This window comes from Micromonospora ureilytica (assembly GCF_015751765.1).
Lineage (GTDB): Bacteria > Actinomycetota > Actinomycetes > Mycobacteriales > Micromonosporaceae > Micromonospora > Micromonospora ureilytica.
The window spans coordinates 4434942-4461329 of the sequence record NZ_JADOTX010000001.1 but is presented as its reverse complement, the minus strand read 5'-3'; the positions used below and the strand labels follow the sequence as shown (position 1 = coordinate 4461329).

The window sequence follows — 26388 nt, the reverse complement described above, 5'->3', positions numbered from 1 at the left end:
CCGGCCGGTCGGCGGAGGCGTCGAACCGTACATGCGTCGATCGGCCCTGTTGCTCGTACTCCCGTTTCTGTTCGGCGCGGGCTGTGCCGGCCCGGCCGACGGTCCGCGTAGCCCCGCGCCCGGCGGCCCCACGCCCGGCGCGGAAGCGTTCGACCAGCGGGCGGCTCAGGTGGCCGAGGCGTGGCGGCCCGGTCCCGACTGGCGCACGGGCTACGTGCCGTTGGAGGGTCCGACAGTGCTCACCGGTGACCCGGGCTTCACCCCCGACACCGAGGCGGCCTTCCGGGCCGGGTGGTACAGCGCGCAGGTCGGGATACCGCCCACCCGGGTGGGCGGCGAGATCCACTTCCCGGACGGGCGGCTGACGCTGCCGTTGGTCAGCGCCGCCGAGGCGTACCGGCAGCTCGACCAGGGTGATCCACTGCCCTGCCCTGGGCGGCCGAAGCGGCCCGGCCGGCCCACCCCCGGCGGTCCCACAGTCGAACCAGGGCCCGACGGGTGGGCCACGAGCAGCACGCAGACCGCCTGTCTCCCGCTCACCGTCACCGCTGTGACGTTCGGCGCCGTGCCGGTCCGCACGAGCCGCGGTGTGGCGCAGGTTCCGGCCTGGCTGTTCACCGTCAAGGAGCTGGCCACGCCGGTGGCCCGGCTCGCCGTCGCGCCGACGGCGGTCACCCCCGTACCCGAGCCCACCGCGCCGGCCCGGCCGCTGCCGGACGGATTGGTGGCGGCCCAGGACATGGCAGCGGTCGACGGCGCCCGGCTGACCGTGCGGCTCGGCGTCGGCGCCTGTGACACCGGGATCACGCCGTTGGTGTGGGAACGGCCGGACGTCGTGGTGGTCGGTGGTGGCGTCACCCGGGCCACCGGCGAGTGCATTGCCGTGCTGAAACTGGAGCCGGTCACCGTCACCCTCGCGGCGCCGCTGGGTGCCCGGCCGGTGCTGGACGTCTTCACCGGTGCCCCGCTGTCGATCAGAGGGCGCTGACCCGGTTCAGAGGATGCTGGGCACGTCGGTGCTGATCGGCACCGGCAACACAGTGGGACGGTCGGCGCGCAACCCGGCGGCGACCGCCGCGCCGAGCTGATCGGGGGTCTCCACCACCTCCGTGGCACAGCCGTAACCGGCCGCGATCGCCACGATGTCCAACCCCGGCAGGTCCAGGCCGGGCACCCCGGGAGTGTGCTTCAGCTCGGCGAACGCCTTGAGGATCGCGTACTGCTGGTTGACCGGGACCACGACCACCACCGGCAGTGCCAGGCGCGCGGCCGTCCAGAGTGCCTGCACCGAGTAGTGGAAGGAGCCGTCACCGATCACCGCCACCACCGGGCGGCCACGCCCGGTGTCCCGCTCGGCCAGTGCGATCCCGATCGCCGCCGGCAGGCCGTAGCCGAGGCCGCCGCTGGCCATCGTGAAGTACGACGCCGGGCGGGTGATCCGCAGCTGACGACGCAGCGCGGACAGATTGGATGGTGACTCCTGGACCAGTACGCCGTCGGTCGGCCAGTGCGCGGCCAGCGCCGCGAACAGGGCGTCGGCGCTCGGTGGGGTGCCTACCTCCGGCGGTGGCGGCGCGTCCCGCCGCGTGGGTGGTGGCCGGTCGCTCGGCGGCACCCGTTCGACAAGCGCGGCCAGGGCCAGCCCCGGGTCGCTGAGCAGACTGTCACCGACCGGGGCTCGCGCGGCCTCGTCCGGGTCGTCCGTGACGTGCAGCAGCCGGGCGCCGTCGGGCAGGTGCCCACCCGGCACGTACGGGTAGTAGCGGAACACTGGTGCGCCGACGACAAGCACAGTGTCGTGCCCGCGCAACGCCTCGGCGAGCGGACCGATCGCGTACGGCAGCACGCCGCGGAAGTGCGGGTGGTCCTCCGGGAACACGGCCCGCTCGGGGGCGGGGGCCGACCAGACCGGCGCGGCGAGCCGCTCGGCCAGCGCGACCGCGGTCGACCAGCTCGCGGAGCGGTCCACCCCCGGCCCGTACACGAGCACCGGGTTGCGGCTGCCGGCCAGCACCCGAACGAACTCGTCCAACCGCTCAGGGTCCGGTGCGAAACGGGTGGCCACCGTTCGGGGCGCGGGCGGCGGGTCGGCTGGCTGGTCCCAGTCGTCCATCGGTAGGGAGAGGAAGACCGGTCCGGCCGGTGGCTGCACCGCCGTCGCGTACGCCCGCAGCATCGCCGCGGGGATGTCCTGCGCCCGGACCGGCTCGTAGGCCCACTTCACGTAGGGCTGCGGAAGCTCGGTGGGTCGGCGGCTGGCCAGCCGGGGTTCGAGGAGCAGCATCTCCCGGGTCTGCTGGCCGGCGGTGACGATCAGCGGGGTCTTGTTGTGCCAGGCGGTGACCAGGTTGCCCATGCCGTTGCCGGTGCCCGGGGCGGTATGCAGGTTGACGTGGGCGGGCAGTCCGGTGGCCTGGGCGTAGCCGTCGGCCATCGCGACGGCCGACGCCTCGTGCAACGCGTGGACGTAGTGGAAGTCGGCGGGGAAGTCCTGGAGGAACGGCTCCTCGGTGGAGCCGGGGTTGCCGAAGACAGTGGTCATACCGAGGGTGCGGAGCACGTCGTACGTCGCGTCCCGGACAGTTGCCATCGCCACCCGCCTCCGTGTCGCGGGCAGGGGCGACCGCGGTCGCCCTCCCGATCAGCCGAATCTATCGGGATGTGACGGACCTTTCGGGCGTTTCTCGGCCGTCGGTGCTCCCGATCCGTCGATCACCGGGAGGTGTGTCGTCGGGTGCAACGGCCCTTCGTCTTAACTGTCTGATCACCCGCCGGTCAGACCTTAGCCAGCACCCAGGACGCAGGCTATGGTGCCAGGCATGGCGTTGACAGCGTGGCTGAACCCGATGCGCCGGGCGGATCCGGTCGATGACCGGCCCCCGGTCCGGGCTCACGGTTGACGGGTGTGTGGCATGCAGGGAGAGGGCCAGGCGATCGGCGGACGAGCGATGGAGTCGATGACCGGGCGGCTGCTGGTCGCGACTCCGGCGCTCAAGGACCCGAACTTCGACCGTACGGTGGTGCTGCTGGTCGCCCACGAGCCGGGCGGCGCGCTCGGCGTGGTGCTGAACCGGGCCACCGAGGTGCCGGTGGCCGAGGTGCTCGGTGACTGGAGCGACCTGGCCCGCCACCCGGCGGTGCTCTTCGAGGGCGGTCCGGTGCAGCCCGACTCGGCCATCTGCCTCGCCCGGATGCGGCACCCGATGCGCCGGGTGAAGGGCTTCCACCAGGTTTCCGGGGCGGTCGGCACGATCGACCTCTCGGTCGACCCGGAGCGGCTGCGGGAGAGCATCGGCGGCATCCGTGTCTTCGCCGGCTACTCCGGTTGGGGCAGCGGCCAGTTGGAGCAGGAGATCGCCGACGGCTCCTGGTTCGTGCTGGACGGGCTGCCCGGGGACGCCTTCGTCGACCGGCCCGACGACCTGTGGCCGATGGTGCTTCGCCGGCAGGGCGGGATGATGGCCGCCGTGGCGCACTTCCCGCCGGACGTGGCGCTCAACTGACCCGGCCCGGCGGGGCACCCCGCGAGATGACCATGCGGGCCGGTCTGTGTATAGTTTCCCAGTGCCCGGGAGACCGGGACAACAGCAAGGGGCCGTGGCGCAGCTGGTAGCGCACCACACTGGCAGTGTGGGGGTCAGGGGTTCGAGTCCCCTCGGCTCCACCCTTGAGAAACGCCCTGGTCGGGGATACCCGGCCAGGGCGTTCGCTTTCCTCCTTGTCGGGGCATCCGTCCGTCGGAGTCAGCCCGCGGAGGCCCGTGGCGGAATCGTCGGTAACCGGACGGTGAAGGTCGCCCCGGCGCCGGGCCGGCTGTCGGTGGAGATCGTCCCGCCGTGGCTGGTCACCACCTCGCGCAGGAGAGCCAGCCCCAGACCGAAGCGCCGGTCCTTGGCCCCGGCGCCGCGGTGGAAGCGGTCGAAGAGGTGTTCCGCGTCGGCGGGGTCGAAGCCAGCTCCGCTGTCCGTGACCACCAGGTCCGCACCGCGGCGGGAGGTGCGCAGGGCGACGTCGATACGGCCGCCGGTCGGGGTGTGAGTGAGGGCGTTGGCGAGCAGTTCGCCGACCATGCGGCGTAGGGCCGAGGCGATGCCGGGGACGAGGATCGGAGTGTCCGGGACCGACAGGTGCAGCTGGACGCCCTGCTCGGCGGCACGGTCGGCCTCGCAGTCGACGGCTTGGGTGGCGAGGAGGGTCAGGTTGACGGGCTCGGAGGGGTGCCGATCAGCCGGGGTGGCGGCGAGGCGGGCGGAGAGCAGGAGTTCGTCGACGATCTCGCCGAGGCGGCGGGTGGTATCGATCAAACGGTCGTAGTCGGCGTGGTCGGCACCGGCGCGGCGGGCCAGGATCTGGGCGCGGGTGTGGACCTGGGCGATGGGGGTGCGCAACTCGTGGCTGGCGTCGGCGACGAAGCGGCGTTGCCGGCCGAGCGCCTCGGCGAGCGGCGCCACGGCTCGGCGGCCCACGGTGATGCCCGTGAGCACCGCCGCGGCGAGGCCGACAATCGCGGCGAGGAAGAAGGCGGCGAGTAGGTGACGTCGGTCGGCGAGCTGGAAACGGGCGTCGAACACCGCTTGCACGACCCCGGTGCCGCGGGGCTGGGTGCGGACGTAATAGGTCGTGCCGTTGCGTTCGACCTTGTCGCTGCGGACCTGACGGTCGAGGGCCACCGCGTCGATGGCGGACCGTAGTGGGAAGCCCGCAGGGGGCGGGTTCCGGCCCGAGTCGGTGCGGCTGCCGTCGTACAGGATGATCCAGCTGCAGCCCGGCGGGCCTGCGATGGTGCCGTGGACCGCGCCGTAGTTGAGCTCTCGTTCGATTTGTTCGTGCTGGTAACGCAGCAGCGCGGCATAGGAGATGGCGGCGCCCAGGGCGAGCAGCGCCGTCATGGTGAGCCCGACGAGCAGACTGACCCGCGCCCTGGCCCGGCGCAGCATGGTGTCCTCGAAGCTCACAGGGTTCCCAGCCGGTAGCCGAGGCCGTGCACGGTCCGGATCACCGAGCGGCCGAGCTTGCGGCGCAGGTAGTAGACGTACGTGTCGACCAGGGACGCCGCGCCCGCCTCGTCGAAGACCCGGCTGCGCAGCTCGGAGCGGGAGTGGACGGTGCGCGGCCGGGCCGCGAGGACCCGCAGCAGCTCGAACTCGCGTGCGGACAGGGCGATCCGGGTGCCGTCGGGCAGGACGGCGTCGCGCACGGAGAGGTCGAGCTGGCCCGATCCGAGCCGCAGCACCTCGGCGGACTCGCTGGTCCGGCGGCAGAGTGCCCGGATGCGGGCGCTCAACTCGTCCAGGTCGAAGGGCTTCGTCAGGTAGTCGTCGGCGCCCGCGTCGAGGCCGGCGACCCGGTCCTCGACGGTGCCGAGCGCGGTCAGCAGCAGTGCCCGGGCGAGCACCGCACGGGAACGCAGGCGGATGACCAGGTCCAGCCCGTCGAGGGCGGGTAGGCGTCGGTCGATCACCATGACGTCGTACGGCCGGGTGAGCCCCAGGTGCAGGCCGCGCTGGCCGTCGGGGGCCTGGTCGACGACGTATCCCTCGCCGGTGAGTGTCTCGGCCACCATGCCGCGCAGCTCCGAGTCGTCCTCGACGAGCAGGAGTCGAGTCATACAGCGATGGTGACAGATCGATAAACGTTAATGTCTGTGAAACTTGTCTCCTCAAACAAACATGCTACGGGGTTCCGGCGGGCACGAGCGACGGTGTAGAAGCGGGAGCGCGTGCCTCGCGTCGCTCGATCCAGGTGAGCAGCGGCGTCGTCATGAGTGTCGTGACGAGCGCGACCACCACCAGCACCGTGAAGAGCGACGGGTTCACGATGCCCGCCTCCAGTCCCACGTTCAGGGCGATCAGCTGCATCAGGCCCCGGGCGTTCATGAGAGCGCCGACGCGCAGCGCGACGCCGTTCGGCTCGCCGCGCATCCGGGCCGCGGCCCAGCAGGCACCGAACTTGCCGACGATCGCCACGGCCACGCACGCGGCGGCGAAGCCGAGTACGGCCAGGTTGCCCAGCAGCGCGAACTCGGTGCGCAGCCCGGAGTAGGTGAAGAACAGCGGCAGGAACACCGTCGCGGCGATCGGCGTCAGCGTGTCGACCACCTTGTCGGTCTTCTCCGAGCGCGGCATCACCACGCCGACCGCGAAGGCGCCGAAGACCGCGTAGAGCCCGATCTCGTCGGTGTACCAGGCGACCAGGAAGAGCAGCGCCACGGTGCCCAGCAGCCGCGCGCGATCGCCCGGTAGCCCGATGACGAAGCCGGTCACCCGCCGCCCACCCAGCCACAGCGCCGCCCCGAACAGCAGCGCACCACCCACGCAGACCAGCGCCGGGCCGACCGAGCCCGAGGCGAACGCCAGCACCGCGGCCAGCATGATCCACGCGACCATGTCGTCGATCGCGCCGCTGGCCAGGGCGAGCAAACCATGGCGGGTGCCGGTATGGCCGCGCTCGGTGATGATCCGGGCGAGCATCGGGAAGGCCGTGATCGCCAGCGCCACACCGACGAACGCCGCGGACACACCGAGCGACACGCCGTCTGCGCGGATCGGGACGAAGCCCGCCATGCCCAGGACCAGCAGGATCCCCAGCACCAGTGGAGCGGCGACACCCGCGAGCGACACCGCTCCCGCCGTGCCCGCGAGCCCGGTCACCCGGTGGGAGGTGAAGGCGTACCCGGCCTGGAACATGAACAGCACCAGGCCGACCTGGCCGACCACGTACAGGATCGGCAGCAGCGGCGCGGGGAAGAGCGCGGCCTGGGCGCCCGGCCAGAGCAGGCCGAGCAGCGACGGGCCGAGCAGCACCCCGGCGAGCATCTCGCTCACGACGGGAGGCTGGCCCACCTTGCCCAGGAGCCAGGAGACCAGCTTGCAGAAGAGCAGAATGACCGCGACCGCGATGAAGAACCGCGGGGCGAGTTCGCTGGGGGTCACGCGCTGGCCTCCTCGAAGAAATGGGTGCACAACTTCTGTCGCCGGGCGTCGACGACCATCCAGGTGCCGCAGACCAGCTGCGTGACCGAGCGCCCCACATCGAAGATCCGGTCGCGCTGCCGCATGAGGATGAGCCGGTTGCGGCTGGGACCGGGGAGACCCCGGGGCGTCAGGTACGCCGGACCGCGACTCGGCAGCGAGCGGGTGTGCGCTGCCGACGAGCTGACCGAGAAACGCCGCAGCACCTCCCGGGTCGCCGCACGGAGTTGGACGGGGGCCGAGCCGCGCGCCGGGCAGGCCCGGTTGGCGGTTACGCCGTACGGGATGAAGTGGGCGTCCTGCCGGCGCAACGACAGCCAGCGGTCCGGGTTGAACTCGTCGTCCGCGGCGGGACCGGTGCGCTGATGGGCCCGATAGTTGAAGAGGAGCACGGATCCGGTGGGCAGGACGTGATCGCCGACCGTGATGGGGCCGGAGGTGATCCGGTGCGCGATGCCGAAGAGCGGGTAGACCCGCAGCGTCTCGTCGATGATCCGGTCGAGCGACCCGTCCGACGTGTCCGTGACGGACCCGGCGCACAGCAGGATGTGCGCCATGGCCTCCGACATCTGCACCACAGCCGTGTTGAAGAACGCGCCCTGGAGGTACCAGGCTGTCTCCAGTGCGGTGAAGGGTGGCGGCAGCACGACCGGGCACGTCCCCGCCTCGATCCGCTCCAACAGGTAGCGGGTCAGGCGAGCCCGCCGGGACATGTGCCGCAGACCCATCCCCTTGAGGGCGGTAACCACGTCGTCCGCGTTCGCCACTACGAGATCGCGGACCGCACGCGGGCAGGGCGCGTCGAACACCAGCTCGTACGAGACCTCGGCCCAGATCGGCATCATCAGGTCACGGAGCCGCACGTGGCTGACCCGACCGGCCGGGAGCGCGTCGAGGATCCGCCGGGTCGCGGCCGTCGCCAACTCGTCGGAGCGCGCGTGCGGGACGGCGAGCACCTGTCGGGTCGTCCGCGCGACGGTCCTGTACCGCTCGCCGGGCTCAAGGTGCTCCTGGTGCATCTGCGGACCGGGCGCGAGCCAGTACCAGAAGAGGTCCGACAGGCCGGCCCCGCGGCTGCGCCCGTCGGCGGCCGGGTCGCTGTAGACCCGAAGGAAGTCCTCCGGCCCCACCAGCGGCCCGGGGACGGGTATGCCCTCGGTCCCGTTGACACGTTCGAAGATCCACTCCCGGAGGGCGACAACTGCCTTCACCGGGTCGCCACCTGGTCGGGCGTCAGATCGGCCGGCCGCCGCGCCCCGGCCAGGGCGAGGGCCTGATCCAGCTCGGTGGTGAATCGTTCGAGAGCTTCCCGTACGCCCACCGCACCGCCCGTCGCGAGCGCCCGCACCACCGGGCGCCCCACCAGCACCGCCCCCGCCCCCAGCGCCAGCGCGATCACCACGTCGGTGCCGCAGCGCACACCCCCGTCGAGCAGCACCGGGATCTGCCCATCCACGGCCGCCACGACTGCGGGCAGCGCGTCGAGCGTCGGAATCACCCCGTCGAGCTGTCGTCCACCGTGGTTGGACACGATCACGCCGGCGGCGCCGTGCTCGACGGCGAGGCGGGCATCCGCGGGATGCAGGATGCCCTTGAGCAGGATCGGTAGTCCCGTGACGCCGCGCAGCCACGCGATCCGGTCCCAGCCTGCCGTCGCGTCCATCACGATCGAGCGCACCCGGCCCGTCGCGTCGCGCATGTTCTCGCAGGCGTAGCCGGGCGGCAGGTCCGTGAAGCCGTTGCGCAGGTCACGCTCGCGCCGTCCGAACACCGGGGAGTCCACTGTCACCACGAGCGCCCGACAGCCCGCCGACTCGGCGCGCTTGACCACGTACTCGGTGAAGTCGAGGTCGGGTTGCGGGTACAGCTGGAACCACAGCGTCCCGCCCGCCGCCGCGATCTCCTCGACCGGCTGGGTGGCGGCCATGCTCACCACCATCGCCGCGCCGGCCGCCGCGGCCCCCCGCGCGGTAGCCGCCTCGCCGTCCGGGTGCGCGAGCCGATGGAAGGCCGTCGGGGCGACCAGGACCGGCGCGGCGAGCGACGTTCCGGCCACCGTGACTTCCAGGTCCCGCTCGCCGGTCGCCCGCAGCACACGCGGCACGATCCACCGTCGCTCGAAGGCCCGCTCGTTGGCGGCCAGGGTGCGCTCCCGCCCGGCCCCACCCTCGAAGAAGTCCTGGTGAACCGGGTCCATGTCAGCCCTCGGCGTCGGAGAGGCAGCGGCCCAGGAACTCCCGCAGCGGCCGCACGTGGACCTCCGGCCGGTCCCACTGGTTCTCCAGGTTCTCGGCGAGGTGGTGCGTGCTGACCAGTTGGCCCTCGCGGTGGTAACGGACGACCGGGTGCAGGTACGCCGCGTCGTGCGCCTGCCCCACGACGTCCTGGGCCACCCGGGTCACGGTGATGTCGAACGGGTCGACCTGGTCGTGGTCGGGGCCGTACTCGAGAGTGATCACGAACGCCTGGTCGTAGTCGTGCTCGGCGGTGCGGAGCCCGGTCGACACGAAGTAGTCCACCGGCACCTCCTCGTGGTAGCGGGCCTCGGATCCGGCGACGGTGAGCACGTCGGCGAGGAACCCGAACTGCTGCCACAGGGCCGAGGTGCGGTTGACCCGCTCGATGACGGCCGCGGTCAGGGCCGCCGGCTCGGCGGCGAGCTTGTCGGACGGCCACTCCCTGGCGTCGTAGCGGCGGGAGAGGATCCGGTGCAACGCGCGTACGGCGTAGCGGAAACCGTGCACGAAACCACTCGTGGACTTCTTGAAGTCGCGTTCCTGGGAGATCGTCCCGGCGAAGAACAGCCCCGGGACGTTCACCGACTCCCACGCCTCGGTCTGTGCCGGGAATCGGTCCCTGATGGCGAGCTGTGGCCGGGCCGAGGAGTCGAAGATCGAGTCGTCGAAACGGAATCCCGTGCACGCCAGCACCCGGTCGTAATGCAGTTCCTTCACGACCTCGTTCGCCCGCGAGAAGCTGAACGTGACCTTGTAGCCCGTGCCGTCGCGCTCGATGCTCTTGATGGTGCCGTCGAGGATCGCGTTCGCGGACTTGAGCTGATAGGTGTCCAGGAAGTTGTTGTTCACCGCGCGCAGGTGCCCGACGTAGTGGGTGCGCCACGCCATCCGGACCGAGCTGGGCCCCGCGAGGTGGATCAGCGTCGTGGTCTCCATGAGGTTCTCGGCAGTCTCGAAGGCGGAGTTGCCCTTGCCGATGATGAGCACCTTCTGGTCGAGGTAGTCACGTGGCTCGACGCTCATCACGTCGTACCCCTCGGCCAGCTCGAATCCTGGAATGTCCGGCTGGTAGGTCTTCGACACGCCGGTGGCGACGATCACCGCGCGGGCCTCCCAGCGCCGGTCACCTGCCTCGACCGTGAACACGTCGTCGTGCTTGGACACCCGGGTCACCCGGGTGTCGTAACTGACCTTGACGCCGGTCTTCGCCGCGAAGTCCGCGAGGTATCGCACCATGACGTCGGCGTCGGGGAAGTACCGCTCGGTGTACTTCGTGAACAGCAGCGCCGGGTCGTCGGTGAGCAGGGAGTTCCAGTCGAGCCGCAGATTCAGCTCGGGATCGTCAGTGCCCGTGTGCGGTTTGTTGATCGAGATGAGTTGGCGGTGCCGCGGATAGGTGGCGAAGAACGCCCCCGGCCCGTCGGCACTCTCCAACACCAGATAGTCACCCTTGCCCTCGGCATCGAGCAGGGCGGCGAGTTGAAGACCGGCCGGACCGGCCCCGATGATCAGGTAATCAAGCGTCACGGCGCTCACCGTACGAGTGGGAAATCAGAGAGATTTCAAGCTCTTCCAGAATGTCGGCTGTTCTTCGCACGTCGGAGTCGAGCGGCCGGTCCGGGTCGATCGGTGCGATCTCCTCCAGGGCCCGAAGGGTGCGGTCACAGCCCACCGCCGTGGGCCGGCGCGCCCCGACGTGCACCGCCTGGCGCAGCCCGAGCCCGAGGGAACCGGTGATCAGGCGCAGCAGCTCCGCCTGGTCCAGGGCGCGGAGAGCGGCCTGCGTGCCGAGCGGGATCACGTCCTGGTTGTGCAGGTTGGTGGGGAGGCTCTGCAGGCTTGCGGGCACGGAGTCGCGCCTGATCTCGGCGATGAGCGCGGTCGACGCGAGCTGGACACCCTGCAACCCGTGCTGCTGACCTGGTCCCGCCGCGAGCATCGGCGGCAGTCCGCCGTTGCGCCCGGGATCCACGAGCAGGTCGAGTTGGCGCTCGGCGAGGTTGCCGACCTGGGCGATCACCATGGTCAGGACGTCGGCGGCGAACGCGGCGGGTTGGCCGAAGAAGTTGCCGCCGTGCACGACCTTGTCGTCGGCCGGGAAGAACAGCGGGTTGTCGCTCACCCCGCCGAGGTCCGCCGCCACGACGCCGTCGACATAGCGCAGGGCGTCCTCGGCCGCGCCGAGCAACTGCGGCGCGCAGCGGATGCTGTAGGGCTCCTGCAACGGTCTCGTGCCGGACTCTCGCAGGCCGGCGGAGGCCGCCCGCATCGCGTGGCCGACCTCGATGGCGCCCGGGTGACCGTAGGCGGCGAGGAGGGCCGGATCGAGGAACTGCGGATCGCAGCCGAGCAGGTCGGCGAGCAGGCAGGTGAGCGTCTGCACCACGCGGTGTGAGGTGCGGACCCGGTCCAGGGCGAGGCCCAGCGCCGCAGTGGTGAGCGACGTGCCGTTGACAAGCGCGAGTGCGTCCCGGCCGTCGAGCGGCAGCGGCTCCAGGCATGCCTTCGTCAAGGCATCCGCGGCGGGCATCCGGACGCCGTCGACGTAGGCGTGCCCGCGACCGCGCAGCGCCTGGGCGGCGGCACCGAGCGGGATCAGGTCACCGCTGGCTCCCACCGAGCCGAATCGGGGCATCGCCGGCGTGAACGTCGTACCGAGCATGGCCGCGAGCGCGTCGATCACGTGCGGCGAGACCCCCGACGCGCCCCGGGCCAGGGACCAGGCGCGCACCAGCAGCGTCGCGCGCACGACATCCGGGGCGAGGTCCGGGCCCTGGCCCGCGCCGAGGTGGGCGAGGGTGTTGTCGGCCTGGTCGCGCTGGTCGGCCCGGCCCGCGTAGCCGACGAGCGCCCCGAAGCCGGTGGTGGCACCGTAGATCGCCCGGTCGTCGCCGAGTGCCTTGCCGAGGAACGTGCGGCCGGTCGCCACGCGGGCCCGCACCTCATCGCCGAACACGACAGTGACCGGGCCTGCCGCGACGCGCAGGTCGGCGAGGCGCAGCGGCGCTGCCAAATCCACCTTAATCGTCATGGGAGCGGATGCTAGAGGCAATTTCTCAGAGCGCTCTGAAATTGCGTCAGTAAATTGCGGCGCATGACGCACGATTGCCTGATCATTGGAGCCGGGCCGGCAGGCCTGCAGCTCGCGACCCTGCTCGAGCGCGACGGTCACGACTACGTGGTGCTGGAGGGCGGCCCACAGGCGGGCACATTCTTCGAGACCTATCCCCGGCATCGCAAGCTGATCTCGATCAACAAGGTGTGGACCGGGTCGACCGATCCGGAGTTCAATCTACGGTCGGACTGGAACTCGTTGCTGACCGACGATCCGGGGATGCTCTTCAAGTACTACAGCACGCGCTATTTTCCCGCCGCCGAGGATCTCGTGCGTTATCTCGCCGACTTCGCGCGGGGTCTGAACGTCGTTTACGACACCCGCGTGACCTCGGTGTCGAAGACCGACGACGTGTTCACAGTGCGGGCCGGCGACCACAGCTGGACGGCCCGGAGAGTCGTCGTCGCCACCGGCGTCTCCCAGCTCTACCAGCCGCCGATCGAGGGCGCGGACCTGGCCGAGCGCTACGACACCGTCAGCGTGGACCCCACCGATTTCGTCAATCAGCGCGTGCTGATCATCGGTAAGGGCAACTCGGCCTTCGAGACCGCGGACGCGCTCGTCGAGACCGCCGCCACGATTCACGTCGCCGGGCCGCACTCCATCAGGCTGGCCTGGCAGACCCATTACGTCGGGCACCTGCGCGCGGTGAACAACAACTTCCTGGACACCTATCAGCTCAAGTCACAGAACGCCGTCCTGGACGGCACGGTGGAGCAGATCAGCCAGCGGGAGGGCGGCGGATTCCGGGTGCTTTTCCGGTACGCCCGGACAGTCGAGAATCTGCGCGAGCTTGAGTACGACCGGGTCATCCTCTGCACCGGATTCCGCTTCGACGCGTCCATCTTCGCCGAGTCGGCCCGACCGGAGCTGGTCATCAAGGATCGGTTCCCGGCGCAGACGCCGGCCTTCGAGTCGGTGAACGTCCCAGGTCTCTACTTCGCCGGCACCCTCAGCCAGCAGCGTGATTTCAAGAAGTCCACGAACGGCTTCATCCACGGCTTCCGCTATGCCACCCGCGCACTGCACCACATCCTCCGCGAGCGGCACCACGGGCAGCCCTGGCCGTCCCGGCAGATCCCCCCGACGCCCGAGGCGATCGCCGATTCGATAATCGCCCGGGTCAACGTGAGTTCCGCGCTGTGGCAGCAGTTCTCGGTGCTCGGCGATGTCGTCACCGTCGAGGGCGACGCCGCCCGCTACCGCGAGGAGGTGCCGGTCGCCTATCTGCGGGACGCGGAGCCGGACGTGTTCGCGTTCCTGGTCACCCTGGAGTACGGCCCCGACCACGACCAGGTCGACCCGTTCGACATCACCGTGTCGCGTCCGGCCGAGAACGACGCGACCGCCGCGCACGACGCCAGCTATCTCCACCCCGTGGTCCGGGTGCTGCGCGACGGGCAGGTCGTCGCCGCGCACCACCTGGCGGAGAACCTGGAGAACAACTGGGACCTGCCGACGGTGCATCGGCAGCCCCTCGAGGTCTTCGTCAAGGGCGTCCTCGCCGATGCCCGCTGACGTCTGGCCGCAGCCCGTCCTCGACCTCCTGGCAGCCGGCGGGGACCGGCCGGTCTTCGAGGACGGGCCGATCGTCACGACCGCTTCGGTGATGGCGGGTCTGATCCGGCGCATCATGGCCGGGCTGCGCTCGTCCGGCGCGGGGCCCGGAGTGGGCGTCACGCTCGACCTGCCGGTCACCGCCCCCGCCTTCGCCGCCACGATTGCCGCCTTCGCCGTCGGGGCCCGGGTGTCCGGGTGGCGTGCCGACCTGAGCCCGGCACAGCTGTCCGGCTCCCTCGTCGTCGACTCGGCTCAACTGGCCGCGCTCGCCGAGCACCCCGACGACGGGATGCCCCTCGTCGCGGCCGGACGGGCCGAGGATCCCGCGCGGATCACCTGGACCAGTGGCAGTACGGGGACGCCGAAGGGTGTGGTGCAGACCTATGCGGCGATGTCGGCGGCCTGGGTCCCGTACCCGGAGCGTTGGCCCCCGGCCATCGCCGAACTGGCCACCCGGATGCAGCGCTACCTGGTCTTCGGCTCGCTGGCCAGTCAGGTGATGCTGGAGTACGGCATCCTCGCCCTCGCGGCAGGCGGCACCCTGGTCGTGGCGCCCCGCCCGGTCTTCCCGGATGCCCTTGTCGAACACCGGGCCACGGCGAGCGTGACCACCGTCGGCAAGCTGCACCAGTTGATCAGGGACCAGCGCGCCAACCCGGTGGACCTGCGTCACCTGCGGGCGCTGATGGTCTCCGGATCGCCACTCGCGCCGGGCCGGCTGGCGGAGGCGCTCGACGTGCTGGGCCCGGTGCTCTTCCACGGCTACGGGCAGACCGAAACGTCGATGATCTCCATGGTGACCCCCGCCGAGATGCTTACCGACACGGCCACGCTCGGCACTGTCGGTCGTCCGGCCGTGGACGTCTCCGTTCGCGACGGGGAGATCTATGTCCGCACACCCACGCAGGCATCCTCGTACTGGCAGGATCCGGACGAATCGGCCGAGGTGTTCGTGGACGGCTGGGTGCGTACCCGTGACCTGGGGGAGCTGGACGCCGACGGATACCTGCGGCTGCTCGGCCGGGCGCGGGACGTGATCATCGTCAACGCACAGATGGTCCACGCCGGGCCGGTGGAACGGGCGCTCGCCGCCGATGCCGCGGTCGCCGAGGCGTACGTCGTCGGGGGTCCGGACGAGATGACCGGCGAGGCCGTGCACGCCTACGTGGTGCCGGTGGCCGGGAGAACACCCGATCCGGACGTGCTGCGTGCGCTCGTGGCCGCACAGGTGAACGACCTCGCGGTGCCGCGAACCGTCACGGTCATCGACCGAGTCCCGCTCGGGCCCAGCGGCAAACCGGACAAGAGCCAACTCCCACGACCCGATGACGAGATGTGACGGGCGCACATGCCAACCGCCCTGACCGGAAGACCCGGTCAGGGCGGTTGTCGACTATATGTCCGGTACGGGCGGGGGTCAGCCCTGGCGGCTCTTCCACTGCGGGTTGGCGCGGTTGACCACGACCACCCGGCCACGACGGCGGACCACCACCGAACCCGGCTTCTGCTTCAGCGCACGCAACGAGCTACGTACCTTCATGTCTGCCTCCTCGGTCTCAGCGGTTCCGAGTATCGAAACGCCACACCCACCCGCAGGATTCCCGGCCGGTCAGCGTCGAACCTTTGCCGCCTCTCAGCCGTACCACTGGGCGGAGGTCATCCTCATGCCCGTACGCCGGCTCCTCGCCACGGTGCTGGTCGCTGCCGCGACAGTGCCGCTGGCCGCCACACCCGCCGCCGCGCACGGCGCCCCGACCGACCCGGTCAGTCGCGCGGCGGCCTGCGGCCCCGAGGGCCGGTACGCGGCCACCGCCGCCTGCCGGGCCGCTGTCGAAGCGGGCGCCGCCGTCCGGGAATGGGACAACGTACGCGTCGCCGCGATCAACGGGCGAGACCGGGAACGGATCCCGGACGGTGAACTGTGCAGCGGCGGGCTGTCCGCGTACCGAGGATTGGACCTGCCCCGCACCGACTGGCCGAGCACCGAGCTGACCACCGACGCGAAGTTCACCTTCCGGTACCGGACCACCATCGAGCACCGGGGCACCTTCCGGCTCTACGTGACCACTCCCGACTACGACCCGCGCAAGAAGCTGACCTGGGCGGATCTGGAGTCGCGTCCGTTCCTGACCCGGACCGACCCGCCGGTGCGCGCCGGGGCGTACCAGTTGGCGGGTCGGCTGCCGGCGGGCCGCAGCGGCCGACACCTGATCTACACGATCTGGCAGAACTCCAACACCCCGGACACCTACTACTCCTGCTCGGACGTGGTGTTCCGTGTTGCCAAGGCCGCCGCCACCCCGTCGAAAGCCACCCCGTCGAAGGCCGCCGCGACGAAGAGCGCGCCGCGTACCGCCGCGAGTTCGCCGGCCGCCACCGGGTCGGCGGTGGCCGCGGCGGCCGATCCCGGCGTGCCGGTGGCGTCGGTGACCGACCTCCGCGGCCGGTGGCCGGTGCTGGCCGGCGCCGCTGCCGTGCTGGTCCTCGCGCTGCTGATCGGTGCCGGACGGCGACGCCGCAGCGCCGCCGCACCGGTGGGCCGGCAGTGCGAGGTCCGCAACCACCGGGCCGGGCGGCGCCGGATCTGGTGACCCGACCCGCCCGGGACCCGGAGGTGTTCAGCCGAGGTGGCGCTCGATCTCGGCCAACTCGTCGGCCGTGAAGTCGAGGTTGTCCAGGGCGGCGATGTTCGTCTCCAACTGCTCGACGCTGCTCGCGCCGATGATCAGGCTGGTCATCCGCGGGTCACGCAGCGCCCAGGCCAACGCGAGTTGGGCCAGCGACTGGCCACGCCGCTCGGCGACAGCGCCGAGGCCACGGATCGTTGCCATCTTCTCCTCGCTGAGGTCGCTCTCGTTGAGGAAGACGCTTGTGCGAACCCGCGAATCGGCCGGGATGCCACCCAGGTAGCGGTCGGTCAGCAGGCCCTGGGCCAACGGGCTGTACGCGATGCAGCCCGCGCCGACCTGCTCCAGCGTGTCGAGCAGGCCGTCGGACTCGGTCCAGCGGTTGAGCATCGAGTACGACGGCTGGTTGATCAGCAGCGGCGTACCCAGCTCACGCAGGATCGCGGCGGCCCGCGTGGTCTGCTCCGAGTTGTAGTTCGAGACGCCGACGTAGAGGGCCTTGCCGGAGCGGACGATGGCGTCGAGCGCCCCCATCGTCTCCTCGAGCGGGGTGTCCGGATCGAACCGGTGCGAGTAGAAGATGTCGACGTAGTCCAGCCCCATCCGGCCCAGCGACTGGTCCAGCGACGAGATCAGGTTCTTACGCGAGCCCCACTCGCCGTACGGGCCGGGCCACATCAGGTACCCGGCCTTGCTGGAGATCACCAGCTCGTCCCGGTACGGCTTCAGGTCGGTGGCGAGCATCCGGCCGAAGTTCTCCTCCGCCGAACCGGGCGGCGGGCCATAGTTGTTGGCCAGGTCGAAGTGGGTGACACCCAGGTCGAAGGCGCGGCGCACGATGTCGCGCTGCCGTTCGAACGGGCGGTCCGGGCCGAAGTTGTGCCACAGGCCGAGCGAGACGGCGGGCAGCCGCAGGCCACTGCGTCCGCTGCGCCGGTAGGTCATGGTGTCGTAGCGGTCATCCGCGGCGAGGTAGGTCACGATCATGAGCCTAGCTCCGGCCCAGCGTAGCGGGGATCGGGCGTGGAAACCGGGACATCGGGGTAGTTTCGACGCAATGCCGCGTGCCCGGCTCGCCGGCCAACGGAAAGTGAGCACAGTGGACGACATCACCGCGCTGATCCTGGACGACCACGCCGCCTTCCGGCGTGGCTTCGCCCGCCTCGACGACGCCCGCGACGAGCAGGAGATGCTCGCCATCTGGGACGCCCTCGCCCTGCACCTGGACATCCACGCCGAGGCCGAGGAGGCGATCCTCTACCCGCACCTGGTGAAGCACGGCGACGACGGCGAGGACGAGACCGCCGACGCGATCGGCGACCACAACAAGATCCGCGACGCCATCGCCGAGGCGAAGCTGCACCCGGTCGGCTCGGATCAGTGGTGGGAGGCGGTCGGCACGGCCCGCCGGGAGAACAGCGAGCACCTGGCCGAAGAGGAGGACGAGGCGCTGCCCGACTTCCGCCGGCACGCCAGCACCGAACTCCGCGCCGAGCTGGGCCAACGCTGGCTGACCTTCTACGGCGAACACAAGAACGGCCGCAACCTCCCGTTCCGCGACAAGGACCCGCAGCAGTACGTCGCCGACCACCGCTGACATCTCCCCGACGAGGGGGAGTCGCCGGGACCGGTCCCGGCAGCAGAATGGCGAGGTGACCCTCCGAGCGGCGCTGGCCCCGCTGGTCGCCGGCACCACCTGGCGACGCGGCGTGTTCCTGCTGCTCGGGGGCGTGCTGGCGCTGCCGTACGGGCTCCTCGCGGTGACCTTCGCCCAACTGCTCGCCGACTCGGCGATCCCGCGCCCACTGGTCTACGTCCTGCTGGTCATCGCGGTGCTGATCGCCGTCGTCCCGTTGCTGCTGGACGGCAGCCGGGCTCTGGAGATCGCCGCCGTCCGGGCTCTGCTCGGTGTCGACCTGCCCGACCCCGCGCCCGGCCACCACGGCGACCGGGAGACCCGGCTGCGCAGCGCGCTCTGGATCGCCACCCACCTCATCGTCGGCGCGCTGGTGATGCTCGCGCTGTTCAGCGCCCTGCCGATGGCGCTGGCGTTCATCGCCCAGCAGTTCGGCATCGGCGCCGAGCTGACCAGCCGGGAACAGTTCGGGCCACTGGACGGGCAGGACAGCGGCTGGCTGACAGTGACCGGGGTGCTCCTGCTGGTCGGCCTCGGCTACGCAGTCGCCGGGCTCGGCGCGCTCGCCGGGTCCATGGCGCCGGTGCTGCTCGGCCCGGCCCAGGCGGAACGGATCGCCGCCCTCGAAGCGCGCGCCACCCGGCTCGCCGAACGCAACCGGCTGGCCCGGGAGCTGCACGACTCGGTCGGTCACGCGCTGACAGTGGCCACCCTCCAGGCCGGGGCCGCCCGCGAGGTCCTCGACACCGACCCGGAGTTCGTCCGGCGGGCGCTCACCGCCATCGAGGACGTCGGGCGCAACGCGATGGACGACCTCGACCACGTGCTCGGGCTGCTCCGGGAGAACGGACACGACCGGCCCGTGGTGGCGCCGCAGCGTACCCTCGCCGACCTGGACCGGTTGGTCACCGACGCTCGCGCGGCCGGCCTGGCCGTGCACGCGCATCGCGCCGGCGACCCGGCACGGGTGCCCGCTGTGGTCTCCCGGGAGGGGTACCGGATCGTCCAGGAAGGACTGACCAACGCCGCCCGGCACGGCCACGGGCCGGTGACGGTACGCCTGGACCTGCACACCGACGCGCTGGAGTTGGAGCTGGTCAACGCAGTGAACCACAGGGACCGGACCCGGCTGGGGCGGGGCGGTCGAGGACTGGACGGCATGCGGGAGCGGGTGCTGCTGCTCGGTGGCCGGCTCACCGTCGGCCCGGACGGCGACCGGTGGCTGATCCGGGCCCGCCTGCCCTACGAGGAGACGCGATGACCACCGGCGTGCTCATCGTCGACGACGACGAGCTGATCCGAATCGGGCTACGGGCCATCATCGACGCCCAACCCGACCTGCGCGTGCTCGCCGAAGCCGCCGACGGAGCCGAGGTGCCGCCGCTGGTCGCCCGGCACCGTCCCGATGTGGTGCTGATGGACGTGCGGATGCCCGGCATCGACGGCATCCAGGCCACCCGGCACCTGCTGGCCACCTCCGCCGACCCGCCCCGGGTGCTGGTGGTCACCACGTTCGCCAACGACGAGTACGTCTACGAGGCGCTGCGCGCCGGCGCCTCCGGGTTCCTGCTCAAACGGGCCCGGCCCGCCGAGGTGGTGGAGGCGGTCCGGGTGGTCGCGGCGGGTGAGTCGCTGCTCTTCCCGGCCGCGATCCGCCAGCTGGTCGGGGCGTACGGGCCGACGGGCGGCGACCGGTTGGGTGCTGCCCGGCTCACCGAACGGGAGGCCGAGGTGCTGCGGTTGATGACCACCGGCCGGTCCAACCCGGAGATCGCCGCGCACCTGGTGGTCGGGGTGGAGACGGTCAAGACGCACGTCGGCAACGTGCTGGCCAAGCTGGGCGTCCGCGACCGTACGCAAGCGGTGATAGCCGCCTACGAGTCCGGCTTCGTCACCCCGTCCGGCTGAACGGTCCCTCCACCGGGGGAGCGGGTTCACCGGCGGCCGGGAGGGAATCCGGCGGCTGTCCGTCGAGGCTGAGAGCATGACAACGATCACTGCCTCTCCACCCCGTACCGACTCCCGCTGGCCCGACCGGCTCGCCCCACTGGCCGCCGCGTGGTTGGGCCTGTGGGGCGTACTCGCCCTGCTCGGCACACTCACCGGCGCCGGCTACCCGTTCGGCCCGAACGACCCCCACGGCGGCGACGTCAGCCTGCTGCGCCTGGTGCCGGTGGAGGTGGCCACCCCGCTCTTCGCCGGTGTACTGCTCACCGCCGCGGTCGCCGCCCTGGCCATGAGCCGCCCGGCGGCGCGCCCACCCGGCCCGCTGCGGGCGCTGCTCGCCGGCTACGGCTGGGCGGTGGCCTTCGTGCTCGTCCTGGTCGTGCCGGATGTCCGAGTGCTGGTCATTCTCGGCTACCTGCCGATACTGATCGTCGGGGCACCGTTCGGTTGGCCGCCGGTCGACTACTCCGACGTCTTCAACTGGGCGCTGTTCGGCCGTTTCGCCGCGCTGGCCGGCGGGCTGCTGTTGGCCGGGGCGGTGCTCGCCTGGCAGCGCCGCACCGTCGGGGCCTGCGTCGGCTGCGGCCGCGCCGACACCGCCCAGGGGTGGACCACCCGGGCCGCCGCCACCCGCTGGGGCCGGTGGGCCGCCGGCATCGCCGCGGCCATCCCATTGACGTACGCGGTGACCCGGTTCGCCTGGGCGGCCGGCATCCCGCTCGGCATCTCCCGCGAGTTCCTGACCGAGATGCAGGACACCGGGCTGGTCTGGGCCGGGTTCGGGCTGGCCGCCTTCGCCACCGTCGGCGCGATCCTCACCCTCGGCCTGGTGCAGCGCTGGGGCGAGCGGTTCCCGGGCTGGATGTTCGGGCTCGCCGGTCGGCGGGTGCCGGTGAAGCTGGCCGTGGTCCCTGCCAGCCTGGTCGCCATCTCCGTGACCGCCGCCTCGTTGGGGCTGCTCAGCAATCCGAAGTTCTGGGAGCTGACCGGCGGGTTCAGCCTGACCGGGGCGCCGATGCTGCTCTGGCCGCTGTGGGGCGTGGCGCTCGGCGTGGCCACCTACGCGTACCACCTGCGCCGCCGCGGCACCTGCCAGCGGTGCGACCGGGGCTGAGGGTGGTGGCGGGGGTGCCCCCCGATGCCCGGGGCGCCCCCGCGAATGTGAGCTAGCGTGGGTCGGGTGACTGCGCCTACCCCGGTAATCCCGGTTCCACCGGCCGACCTGCCCGGCACGCTCGGCGCGCTACGGGCGGCCGGTCACCAGTACCGCACCGTCAAGCAGGAACTCCGCGACAACCTCCTCGCCCGGATGCGCTCCGGCGAGACCCGTTTCCCCGGCATCGTCGGCTACGACGACAGCGTGCTGCCCGAGGTCGAGCGGGCCCTGCTCGCCGGGCACGACATGGTGCTGCTCGGCGAGCGAGGCCAGGGCAAGACCCGGCTGATCCGCTCGCTGGGCGCGTTGCTCGACGAGTGGACCCCGGTTCTGCCCGGCTCGGTGCTCAACGAGCACCCGATGCACCCGCTCACCCCGGCGTCCCGCGCCCAGGTCGCCGAGGCCGGCGACGAGCTGCCGATCGGTTGGCTGCACCGCTCGATGCGGTACGGCGAGAAGTTGGCCACCCCGGACACCAGCGTCGGCGACCTGATCGGTGACGTCGACCCGATCCGCATCGCCCAGGGTCGTACCCTCGGCGACCCGGAAACCATCCACTTCGGGTTGGTGCCCCGCACCAACCGGGGCATCTTCGCCGTCAACGAGCTGCCCGACCTGGCCGAACGCATCCAGGTGGCGCTGCTGAACGTGCTGGAGGAGCGGGACATCCAGGTTCGCGGCTACCAGCTGCGCCTGCCGCTGGACCTGCTCCTGGTGGCCAGCGCCAACCCGGAGGACTACACCAACCGGGGCCGGATCATCACCCCCCTCAAGGACCGGTTCGGCGCGGAGATCCGTACCCACTACCCGGTCGACCTGGAGTTGGAGCTGGCGCTGATCCGCCAGGAGGCCGACCTGGTCGCCGAGGTGCCGGAGCACGTGCTGGAGGTGTTGGCCCGCTTCGCCCGCGCCGTCCGGGAGTCGCCGTCGGTGGACCCGCGCTCCGGTGTCTCCGCCCGATTCGCCATCGCCGCCGCCGAAACGGTCGCCGGTGCCGCGCTGCGTCGCGCCGGCCTGCTCGCCGCCTCCGACACCCCGGAGGGGCGCCCCGAGGCCGCCGTTGCCCGCGTCGGTGACGCGGTGTCGGTGACCAGCACGCTGCGCGGCAAGGTCGAGTTCGAGAGCGGCGAGGAGGGCCGGGAGACCGAGATCCTCGCGCATCTGCTGCGCACCGCGACCGCCGAGACGTTCCGGGCCCACCTCGCCGGGCTGGACCTGTCCGGGTTCACCGCCTTGGTCGAGGACGGCGCCGCGATCGAGACCGGCGAGTTGGTCAGCGCCACCGAGTTGCTGCGCCAGGTCGGCACCGTACCCGGGTTGGCGAAGGTCCTGGACCGGCTCGACCTGGGCGACGCGCCGACCTCGGAGGAGGCTGCCGCCGCCGTCGAGTTCGTGCTGGAAGGGCTGCACCTGACCCGCCGGCTCGGCAAGGACGTCACCGACTCGGGGCGCACCGTCTACGGCGGCCGGGGCTGACAGTGGCCGGCAACCGGTTCCGTTACGGGCAGTGGAACGGCGGGCCCGACCCGCTCGCACCCCCGTACGACGTGCGCGAGGCGGTGGACGCGGTCGGTGCCGAGGTGCTGGCCGGCGGCAGCCTGCGGGAGGCGCTGCGCGACCTGTTGCGCCGTGGCCCGCAGGGACGGGGTGGCCTGGACGACCTGGCCGCCCGGGCCCGGCGGCTGCGCCGGGAGGCGATGCGCAGGGGTGACCTGGACGGTGCCGTGACCAGGGCCCAGGCCCTCCTCGACCAGGCCCTCGCCGCCGAGCGGGACGAGCTGCGGGGTCGCGACGACGACGCCGCGCGGTTCGCCGAGGCGGTGCTGGACAATCTGCCCCGCTCGACCGCGCGGGCGGTGGAGGAGCTGTCTGGCTACCAGTGGGCCAGCGACGACGCCCGCCGTTCGTACCAGCAGATCCTCGACCAACTCCGCGACGACGTGCTCGGTCAGCGTTTCGCCGGCCTGCGCGACGCGGTGCGCGCCTCCGCCGACCCGGCCGCCCAGCAGCGGCTCGCCGAGATGATGGGCGACCTGAACGACCTGCTGGCCCGGCACGGTCGCGCGGAGGACACCACCGACGTGTTCGCCGAGTTCATGCGCCGACACGGCGACTTCTTCCCGGAGAAGCCGGAGACCGTCGACGAGTTGATCGACGTGCTGGCCCGCCGAGCGGCGGCCGGTGAGCGGCTGATGAACTCGCTCTCCGACCGGCAACGCGCCGAACTGGCCGGGCTCATGCAGCAGTCGCTCGGTGACCGCCTCGCGGGCGAGATGTCCGCGCTCGACGCGAACCTGCGGGCGCTGCGACCCGATCTGCGCTGGGGGCGCGGCGAGCGGGTCCGCGGCGACCAGCCGTTGGACTACGCCGACGCGGCCGGCGCGTTGGGTGAGATCGGCGAACTGGACGACCTGCTGGACCAGCTCGACCAGGAACACCCGGGGGCGACCCTCGACGACGTGGACGTCGACGCGGTGGCGCGCACGCTGGGCCGGGACGCGGCCGACGACGTGCGCCGACTGCGCGATCTGGAGCGGGAGCTGCGCCGCCAGGGTTGGGTGAGCCGGGACGCGGAGGGGCTCACGCTGAGCCCGAAGGCGCTGCGCCGGCTCGGTGGGACCGCGCTGCGACGGGTATTCGCCGATCTGACGGCCGGGCCGCGTGGCCAGCACGACCTCCGCTCGGCCGGTGCGGCGGGCGAGGTCAGCGGCGCGTCCAGGCCCTGGCAGTACGGCGATGAGCAACCGTTGGACGTGGTCCGGACGCTGACCCGGGCGGTCAGTCGGGCCGGGCCGACGGTTCCCGTGCAGCTCGCGGTGGACGACTTCGAGGTGGTGGAGACCGAGAAACGGGCCTCGGCCGCTGTGGTGCTCTGCGTCGACCTGTCGTACTCGATGATCTCGCAGGGTCGTTGGGGGCCGATGAAGCAGACGGCGATGGCGCTGGCGCACCTGATGGAGACGCGCTTCCCGCAGGACGCCCTGCAGATCGTGGGCTTCGGTCGGGAGGCGATGACGCTCACCCAGCGGGAGTTGGCGGCCGTGGAGCCGGACATGGAGCAGGGCACCAACCTCCAGCACGCGCTGCGGTTGGCGGGCCGGCACCTGCGCCGACACCCGGACGCCGAGCCGATCGTGCTGGTGGTCACCGACGGCGAGCCGACCGCCCACCTGGACCCGGACGACGGGGAGGCGCTGTTCCACTGGCCGCCGCTGCCGGAGACGATCGAGGCGACGGTCCGCGAGGTGGACCGGCTGAGCCGCTACGGCGCCACGCTCAACCTGTTCATGCTCGGTGACGACCCGGGCCTGCGGCGCTTCGTGGACGCGGTGGCCCGCCGCAGCCGGGGCCGCATGTTCACCCCGGACACCGACGACCTGGGCGAGTACGTGGTCAGCGACTACCTCCGCTCCCGCCAATCCCGCCGCTAACTCCCGTTGGGGCGGGTTGACTGGGGGGATGGAGAGCGGGGGATTGCGGCGGGCTTACGGTGCCCTGTTCGCGGAGGTCGACGCCGGCGGGTTCGGTCCGGCTCCGGAGGGGCAGCTCAGTGCCGAGCAGATCGTCGCGCATCTGGTCGCCAACGACGAGCTGATGATCCAGGCCACCGAGGCGCTGCTGGCCGGGTCGCCGTTCGCCTACTACGAGTTGGAAGAGGACATGCACCGTCCGCAGCTGGACGCGCTCGCCGCCGAGCAGGGTGGTCTGCGCGGTCTGACCGCGCTGCTGCACGGCACCAGCGATCGGCTGTGCGGGCTGGTCGATCAGCTCGGCCTGGCCGCCGAGACCCCGGTCGCGACGCATTTACGCGAGGGCTTCGACCTCATCGTCGACGAGCCGCTGCCTTGGTCCCGCACCCTGGACCTGCACATGCGGGTGCACCTGCCGAAGCATCAGTCCCAGCTGCACGTCCTGCGGTCCTGAGCGACGTCGATCGGCCGGTCGGCGCCGAAGGTCTTGCCCAGTTGAGCGTGATGTCGGTGAGTCATCACGATGACCCACAGACATCACGCTCGCGCTCGTGCTGCCCACCCCGCCCCAAGTCCTCCGCCGATCTTGCACTTTCTGTCCCGACAAAAGCCGCATAAAAGGGCGGATCGACAACAGTAAGTGCAAGATCGCGGGGGCGGGGCGGGTCAGGTTTTGGTTAGGGCTGGGCGGGGGTGGAAGGTGCGGCGGTAGGTCGAGGGCGCTACGCCGATGCGTTGGTGCAGTTGCTGGCGTAGGGCGGCGGTGGTGCCGAAACCCGAGCGGTGGGCGATCTGGTCGACGGTGAGGTCGGTCGTCTCCAGCAGCAGTCTCGCGTGGTCGGTGCGCTGTTGCAGCAGCCACTGGGCCGGGCTCAGGCCGGTCTCCAACCGGAAGCGTCGGGTGAAGGTGCGCACGCTCATCCGCGCGCGCTCGGCCAGGTCGCGCAGCGCGATCGGCTCGTGCAGCCGCTGCCGCGCCCACTCCCGGGCGCCCGCCGTGCTGGTGTCGGTCGCCTTCGGCACCGGCTGCTCGATGTACTGCGCCTGGCCGCCGTCGCGCCACGGTGGCATCACACAGCGGCGGGCCGCCCGGTTGGCCACCTCGCTGCCGTGGTCGAGACGGATGACGTGCAGGCAGAGGTCGATGCCGGCGGCGACTCCGGCCGAGGTGAGCACCCTGTCGTCGGCGATGAACAGCACGCCCGGGTCGAGGTCCACCCGGCCGTGCAGGTGGCGGAACCGCTCGGCGTACGCCCAGTGGGTGGTCGCCCGCCGCCCGTCGAGGAGCCCGGCGGCCGCGAGCACGAACGCCCCGGTGCAGATCGACATGATCCGGGCACCCCGTTCGTGCGCAACGCGCAGCGCCTCGATCACCTCCGGCTCGACGGTGCCCGAGGCCAACGTGGAGCTGTCGTGGATGCCCGGGACGATCACCGTGTCGGCGGTGTCGAGCAGCTCCAGACCATGGTCGGGGAGCACCTGGAAGCCGCCGGTGCTGCGTACCGGCTGCCCGCCCGGGGTGCATACCCGGACGTCGTAGAAGGGCGTCCCGTCGGCGGCCCGAGCGGTGCCGAAGACCTGCGACGGGGTGCCGAGGTCCAGGCCGACCACCTGGTGCAGGGCGAGTACGGCGATCCGGTGCGGGCGAGCGCTCATGGCCCGATTATTG

General features: G+C 71.6%; 23 protein-coding genes and 1 tRNA gene. 13 read left to right on the top strand and 11 right to left on the bottom strand.

Annotated elements, in window-relative coordinates:
- Window positions 1-31: 31 nt before the first annotated feature.
- Window positions 32-988, top strand: a complete 957-nt coding sequence (locus IW248_RS20095) for a hypothetical protein (RefSeq protein WP_196928229.1) — start codon at window positions 32-34, stop codon at window positions 986-988.
- 6 nt (window positions 989-994) lie between these two features.
- Here IW248_RS20095 and mdlC read toward each other — a convergent pair whose 3' ends face one another.
- Entirely contained in the window at window positions 995-2590 is a 1596-nt protein-coding gene (gene mdlC / locus IW248_RS20090) for a benzoylformate decarboxylase (protein ID WP_196928228.1), read from the bottom strand.
- A 322-nt stretch (window positions 2591-2912) separates the two neighbouring features.
- Here mdlC and IW248_RS20085 point away from each other — a divergent pair, with 322 nt between their 5' ends.
- Both IW248_RS20085 and IW248_RS20080 read left to right on the top strand, forming a co-directional pair.
- A complete protein-coding gene (locus tag IW248_RS20085) occupies window positions 2913-3503 on the top strand; it encodes a YqgE/AlgH family protein (protein ID WP_112582369.1) in 591 nt (196 codons plus the stop codon).
- Window positions 3504-3591: 88 nt separating this feature from the next.
- Window positions 3592-3664, top strand: a tRNA-Ala gene (locus IW248_RS20080).
- Window positions 3665-3743: 79 nt separating this feature from the next.
- On the opposite strand, the gene IW248_RS20075 is transcribed toward IW248_RS20080, so the two are convergent.
- The 7 genes from IW248_RS20075 to IW248_RS20045 all read right to left on the bottom strand — a co-directional run bounded on the left by IW248_RS20075 (window position 3744) and on the right by IW248_RS20045 (window position 12239).
- Window positions 3744-4955, bottom strand: a complete 1212-nt coding sequence (locus tag IW248_RS20075; protein WP_307788091.1) for a sensor histidine kinase — start codon at window positions 4953-4955, stop codon at window positions 3744-3746.
- On the bottom strand, window positions 4952-5608 hold the full coding sequence (locus IW248_RS20070; RefSeq protein WP_196928227.1) for a response regulator transcription factor: 657 nt from the start codon (window positions 5606-5608) through the stop codon (window positions 4952-4954). The genes IW248_RS20075 and IW248_RS20070 overlap by 4 nt, the downstream gene beginning before the upstream one ends.
- A gap of 64 nt (window positions 5609-5672) precedes the next feature.
- Entirely contained in the window at window positions 5673-6932 is a 1260-nt protein-coding gene (locus tag IW248_RS20065; protein ID WP_196928226.1) for a cation:proton antiporter, read from the bottom strand.
- Complete coding sequence (locus IW248_RS33740; RefSeq protein WP_196928225.1) at window positions 6929-8182, bottom strand: cytochrome P450; 1254 nt, start codon at window positions 8180-8182, stop codon at window positions 6929-6931. Before IW248_RS33740 ends, IW248_RS20065 begins: the two co-directional genes overlap by 4 nt.
- Window positions 8179-9168 (bottom strand): alpha-hydroxy acid oxidase, encoded by a 990-nt coding sequence (locus IW248_RS20055; RefSeq protein WP_196928224.1) that lies wholly within the window; start codon window positions 9166-9168, stop codon window positions 8179-8181. Before IW248_RS20055 ends, IW248_RS33740 begins: the two co-directional genes overlap by 4 nt.
- A 1-nt stretch (window position 9169) precedes the next feature.
- Window positions 9170-10735 (bottom strand): NAD(P)-binding domain-containing protein, encoded by a 1566-nt coding sequence (locus tag IW248_RS20050; protein WP_196928223.1) that lies wholly within the window; start codon window positions 10733-10735, stop codon window positions 9170-9172.
- The gene (locus IW248_RS20045; protein ID WP_231396368.1) at window positions 10725-12239 is read right to left on the bottom strand and encodes an aromatic amino acid ammonia-lyase; all 1515 of its coding nucleotides are present in this window, start codon (window positions 12237-12239) and stop codon (window positions 10725-10727) included. Before IW248_RS20045 ends, IW248_RS20050 begins: the two co-directional genes overlap by 11 nt.
- A gap of 63 nt (window positions 12240-12302) precedes the next feature.
- Here IW248_RS20045 and IW248_RS20040 point away from each other — a divergent pair, with 63 nt between their 5' ends.
- Window positions 12303-13841 carry an NAD(P)-binding domain-containing protein gene (locus IW248_RS20040; RefSeq protein ID WP_196928222.1) on the top strand — a complete coding sequence of 513 codons (1539 nt, stop codon included), beginning with the start codon at window positions 12303-12305 and terminating at the stop codon, window positions 13839-13841.
- On the top strand, window positions 13831-15222 hold the full coding sequence (locus IW248_RS20035) for a class I adenylate-forming enzyme family protein (RefSeq protein ID WP_196928221.1): 1392 nt from the start codon (window positions 13831-13833) through the stop codon (window positions 15220-15222). Before IW248_RS20040 ends, IW248_RS20035 begins: the two co-directional genes overlap by 11 nt.
- A gap of 78 nt (window positions 15223-15300) precedes the next feature.
- Here IW248_RS20035 and IW248_RS20030 read toward each other — a convergent pair whose 3' ends face one another.
- Window positions 15301-15423: a 50S ribosomal protein L36 gene (locus IW248_RS20030; protein ID WP_030490864.1), complete on the bottom strand. Its 123-nt coding sequence runs from the start codon at window positions 15421-15423 to the stop codon at window positions 15301-15303.
- 124 nt (window positions 15424-15547) lie between these two features.
- Between IW248_RS20030 and IW248_RS20025 the strand changes: the two genes are divergently transcribed.
- Complete coding sequence (locus tag IW248_RS20025) at window positions 15548-16474, top strand: lytic polysaccharide monooxygenase auxiliary activity family 9 protein (protein WP_196928220.1); 927 nt, start codon at window positions 15548-15550, stop codon at window positions 16472-16474.
- A gap of 27 nt (window positions 16475-16501) precedes the next feature.
- Here the strand turns inward: IW248_RS20025 and mgrA are convergent, their stop codons facing one another.
- Window positions 16502-17497: an L-glyceraldehyde 3-phosphate reductase gene (mgrA, locus tag IW248_RS20020; RefSeq protein ID WP_196928219.1), complete on the bottom strand. Its 996-nt coding sequence runs from the start codon at window positions 17495-17497 to the stop codon at window positions 16502-16504.
- Between the two features lie 70 nt (window positions 17498-17567).
- Here mgrA and IW248_RS20015 point away from each other — a divergent pair, with 70 nt between their 5' ends.
- From IW248_RS20015 to IW248_RS19985, 7 genes are all read left to right on the top strand, one after another.
- Window positions 17568-18107, top strand: coding sequence for a hemerythrin domain-containing protein (locus tag IW248_RS20015; protein ID WP_231396367.1), 540 nt, complete (start codon window positions 17568-17570; stop codon window positions 18105-18107).
- Window positions 18108-18162: 55 nt separating this feature from the next.
- Complete coding sequence (locus tag IW248_RS20010) at window positions 18163-19407, top strand: sensor histidine kinase (protein WP_196928218.1); 1245 nt, start codon at window positions 18163-18165, stop codon at window positions 19405-19407.
- Entirely contained in the window at window positions 19404-20054 is a 651-nt protein-coding gene (locus IW248_RS20005; RefSeq protein ID WP_196928217.1) for a response regulator transcription factor, read from the top strand. Before IW248_RS20010 ends, IW248_RS20005 begins: the two co-directional genes overlap by 4 nt.
- A 76-nt stretch (window positions 20055-20130) precedes the next feature.
- Window positions 20131-21207: a hypothetical protein gene (locus IW248_RS20000; protein WP_196928216.1), complete on the top strand. Its 1077-nt coding sequence runs from the start codon at window positions 20131-20133 to the stop codon at window positions 21205-21207.
- A 57-nt stretch (window positions 21208-21264) separates the two neighbouring features.
- Window positions 21265-22725: a magnesium chelatase ATPase subunit I gene (locus IW248_RS19995; protein ID WP_196928215.1), complete on the top strand. Its 1461-nt coding sequence runs from the start codon at window positions 21265-21267 to the stop codon at window positions 22723-22725.
- A 2-nt stretch (window positions 22726-22727) separates the two neighbouring features.
- Window positions 22728-24680, top strand: a complete 1953-nt coding sequence (locus tag IW248_RS19990; RefSeq protein ID WP_196928214.1) for a vWA domain-containing protein — start codon at window positions 22728-22730, stop codon at window positions 24678-24680.
- Window positions 24681-24708: 28 nt separating this feature from the next.
- Window positions 24709-25173, top strand: coding sequence for a hypothetical protein (locus tag IW248_RS19985; protein ID WP_124821484.1), 465 nt, complete (start codon window positions 24709-24711; stop codon window positions 25171-25173).
- Window positions 25174-25385: 212 nt separating this feature from the next.
- Here the strand turns inward: IW248_RS19985 and IW248_RS19980 are convergent, their stop codons facing one another.
- The gene (locus IW248_RS19980) at window positions 25386-26375 is read right to left on the bottom strand and encodes a GlxA family transcriptional regulator (RefSeq protein WP_231396366.1); all 990 of its coding nucleotides are present in this window, start codon (window positions 26373-26375) and stop codon (window positions 25386-25388) included.
- Window positions 26376-26388 lie beyond the last annotated feature (13 nt).

What these genes read in the sequence shown, in the direction of transcription:
- IW248_RS20040 (WP_196928222.1), top strand. Translation starts at nt 12,303, where the DNA reads ATGACGCACGATTGCCTGATCATTGGAGCCGGGCCGGCAGGCCTGCAG.
- IW248_RS20045 (WP_231396368.1), bottom strand. Translation starts at nt 12,239, where the DNA reads ATGACGATTAAGGTGGATTTGGCAGCGCCGCTGCGCCTCGCCGACCTG.
- IW248_RS20015 (WP_231396367.1), top strand. Translation starts at nt 17,568, where the DNA reads ATGCCGCGTGCCCGGCTCGCCGGCCAACGGAAAGTGAGCACAGTGGAC.
- mdlC (WP_196928228.1), bottom strand. Translation starts at nt 2,590, where the DNA reads ATGGCAACTGTCCGGGACGCGACGTACGACGTGCTCCGCACCCTCGGT.
- IW248_RS20005 (WP_196928217.1), top strand. Translation starts at nt 19,404, where the DNA reads ATGACCACCGGCGTGCTCATCGTCGACGACGACGAGCTGATCCGAATC.
- IW248_RS20025 (WP_196928220.1), top strand. Translation starts at nt 15,548, where the DNA reads ATGCCCGTACGCCGGCTCCTCGCCACGGTGCTGGTCGCTGCCGCGACA.
- IW248_RS20095 (WP_196928229.1), top strand. Translation starts at nt 32, where the DNA reads ATGCGTCGATCGGCCCTGTTGCTCGTACTCCCGTTTCTGTTCGGCGCG.
- mgrA (WP_196928219.1), bottom strand. Translation starts at nt 17,497, where the DNA reads ATGATCGTGACCTACCTCGCCGCGGATGACCGCTACGACACCATGACC.
- IW248_RS20070 (WP_196928227.1), bottom strand. Translation starts at nt 5,608, where the DNA reads ATGACTCGACTCCTGCTCGTCGAGGACGACTCGGAGCTGCGCGGCATG.
- IW248_RS19985 (WP_124821484.1), top strand. Translation starts at nt 24,709, where the DNA reads ATGGAGAGCGGGGGATTGCGGCGGGCTTACGGTGCCCTGTTCGCGGAG.
- IW248_RS20085 (WP_112582369.1), top strand. Translation starts at nt 2,913, where the DNA reads ATGCAGGGAGAGGGCCAGGCGATCGGCGGACGAGCGATGGAGTCGATG.
- IW248_RS20035 (WP_196928221.1), top strand. Translation starts at nt 13,831, where the DNA reads ATGCCCGCTGACGTCTGGCCGCAGCCCGTCCTCGACCTCCTGGCAGCC.
- IW248_RS20030 (WP_030490864.1), bottom strand. Translation starts at nt 15,423, where the DNA reads ATGAAGGTACGTAGCTCGTTGCGTGCGCTGAAGCAGAAGCCGGGTTCG.
- IW248_RS20000 (WP_196928216.1), top strand. Translation starts at nt 20,131, where the DNA reads ATGACAACGATCACTGCCTCTCCACCCCGTACCGACTCCCGCTGGCCC.
- IW248_RS19980 (WP_231396366.1), bottom strand. Translation starts at nt 26,375, where the DNA reads ATGAGCGCTCGCCCGCACCGGATCGCCGTACTCGCCCTGCACCAGGTG.
- IW248_RS20055 (WP_196928224.1), bottom strand. Translation starts at nt 9,168, where the DNA reads ATGGACCCGGTTCACCAGGACTTCTTCGAGGGTGGGGCCGGGCGGGAG.